Source organism: Desulfofundulus thermobenzoicus (assembly GCF_009428905.1).
Taxonomy (GTDB): domain Bacteria; phylum Bacillota; class Desulfotomaculia; order Desulfotomaculales; family Desulfovirgulaceae; genus Desulfofundulus_A; species Desulfofundulus_A thermobenzoicus.
In genome coordinates this window covers 1-1,814 of sequence record NZ_WHYR01000105.1, presented here as the reverse complement: position 1 = coordinate 1,814, position 1,814 = coordinate 1, and the positions used below count along the sequence as shown (strand labels likewise).

Annotated in this window: 1 protein-coding gene; it reads left to right on the top strand. The window is 52.4% G+C overall.

Translation table 11 applies throughout. The features are described from left to right. The first annotated feature begins 112 nt into the window (after positions 1-112). Complete coding sequence (locus tag GFC01_RS17660) at positions 113-1,543, top strand: ISLre2 family transposase (protein ID WP_152948460.1); 1,431 nt, start codon at positions 113-115, stop codon at positions 1,541-1,543. The last annotated feature ends 271 nt before the right edge of the window (positions 1,544-1,814 follow it).

Here is a 1,814-nt window from a genome sequence, read left to right as displayed (position 1 = left end):
GGCCGTGTAAAATTTCAGTAGGCACCAGAAGGGGATCAGCCCCCTGAAAAAGAAATGAGACCTCGCGCGCCCAAAAAACACCAAAAATCAAGCTAAAGGAGTGTGAGGTCTCATGTTAAATATTCGCCAAATAGTGGGTGCAGTCCTTCTTTTCGTCACCGGCCTGGTTAAATTAATTGGTGGGTGCAAAGACTTCTATGAACTTGAAAAAGGTATCCATGAGCTTTGTCAGAAAGTCTGCAACCAAATATTCACCTGGGCACTGGAACAGCTCGATACCCGCCTGATGAATGAACGTGACCGGAGCACCTGGAGGGTGGTCGGGTTTCGGGATAAAACAGCCATCAGCACCTTTGGGGAATTTCTCTACAAAAGGCGCCTGTACAAAAACAAAAAAACCGGGGAAACCAGCTTCTTTTTGGATGAGCTGTTGGGCTGGCCGGAGCGGGCCACGATTACCCCTCGCCTAAAAGAACTGGCTGTCAAATTAAGCACCGAGCTTCCCTTTGACCGGGCGGCGGAGATTTTGAGCCACCTTGCTCCCGGGGTAAGTTCCATGACCATCTGGCAGGCCACCCGGGAAGTAGGCGAAGTTCTCCAACGCGAAGGCCAAGAAAAAAGAGCAGCAGTTTTTGAAGACGGCGAAGCTCCCGGAGGGAAAGAAGTGGCACCGGAGCTGTGTATTGAAGCCGATGGTGTGATAATCCGCCTGCAAAGGGAAAAGCAGAAACGAGGAGAAATCAAACACATAGTAGCTTACGAGGGTAAGGAGCAAATAGACCGGGATCGCTTCGCTCTGAAAAACAAGCTTGTATTAAGCAGCTTAAATGAAGGTGAGGCAGCCTGGGAAGAAGGTTATGCCGAGATCGGGGGGAAATGGGATTTAAGCCGGACCCAAAAGATCTACATTGGCGGCGATGGGGCAGACTGGCCCAAGCAGGGAGTGGAATACTTCCCTGGCGCCGAATATCGCTTAGACCCATACCACCTGAGCAAGCATTTAACGGAAGCTCTCTGGTATGATGAAGAAACCTTTCGGAAGGTAGCCGCAGCTATTTCCCGGGGTGACCGGCAGGAAACCCAAGGGATTCTAACGATCGCGGTGAAAAAGACCAGAGGTAACCGGAAGAAGAGGATCACCAAGCTTTTGCACTATCTTGAGGAAAATTGGGCGGGGATCGTTACCTCGCCGGGAGCGAAACGCCTGGGCACCATTGAAGGGCAGATACAACACAACGTGGCCCGGCGGATGAAACGCCTGGGAGCCCGGTGGACCATTAACGGTGGGGACCGGATGACCCGGATTTTGGCCGCGAAAGCGAACGGGAAGCTTGATAATTATGTTTTGCGCTGGCCGGTGAAACGCGAAAAGCTGAGGGAATTGGCGCGGTTAAAGCCAGTGGAAAAACAAAAAGCCGGGGATGTGGAAAAATGGCTGCAGGTGTCTCTACCGGCATTAAAGGGTCCTTTTGCCGACCGGCCGTGGGTTAAGTATGTTTTACGGGAACTTGCCCGGCCAGATTTTGCTGCTCTTATTGGCTAACCTGTTCCCTGGTGAGCCTCAGAGGGCTTAAAAGGCAGCGCCGTTAGGGGAGCCTTGACAGCCGGGGTCCCCGCAGGTGGTACAATGGTTTTTGCGACGGGGCACTGGTATTATCTTTACCTGTTCCCCGGAGCCGCCCCGTCGGTGGGTTTGTCTGACCACCTGCGGGGTGGATGTCAAGGCCGCTGCCTTGAAACTAATGTTTTTGAGCGGTGAGGTCTCAAAACGGGAAAAATTTTTATGGAGATACCTACTGGATCTTGACACGGAC

Bases quoted from the DNA above. Each gene is read 5' to 3' on its own strand.
- GFC01_RS17660 (WP_152948460.1), top strand. From the start codon at position 113: ATGTTAAATATTCGCCAAATAGTGGGTGCAGTCCTTCTTTTCGTCACC.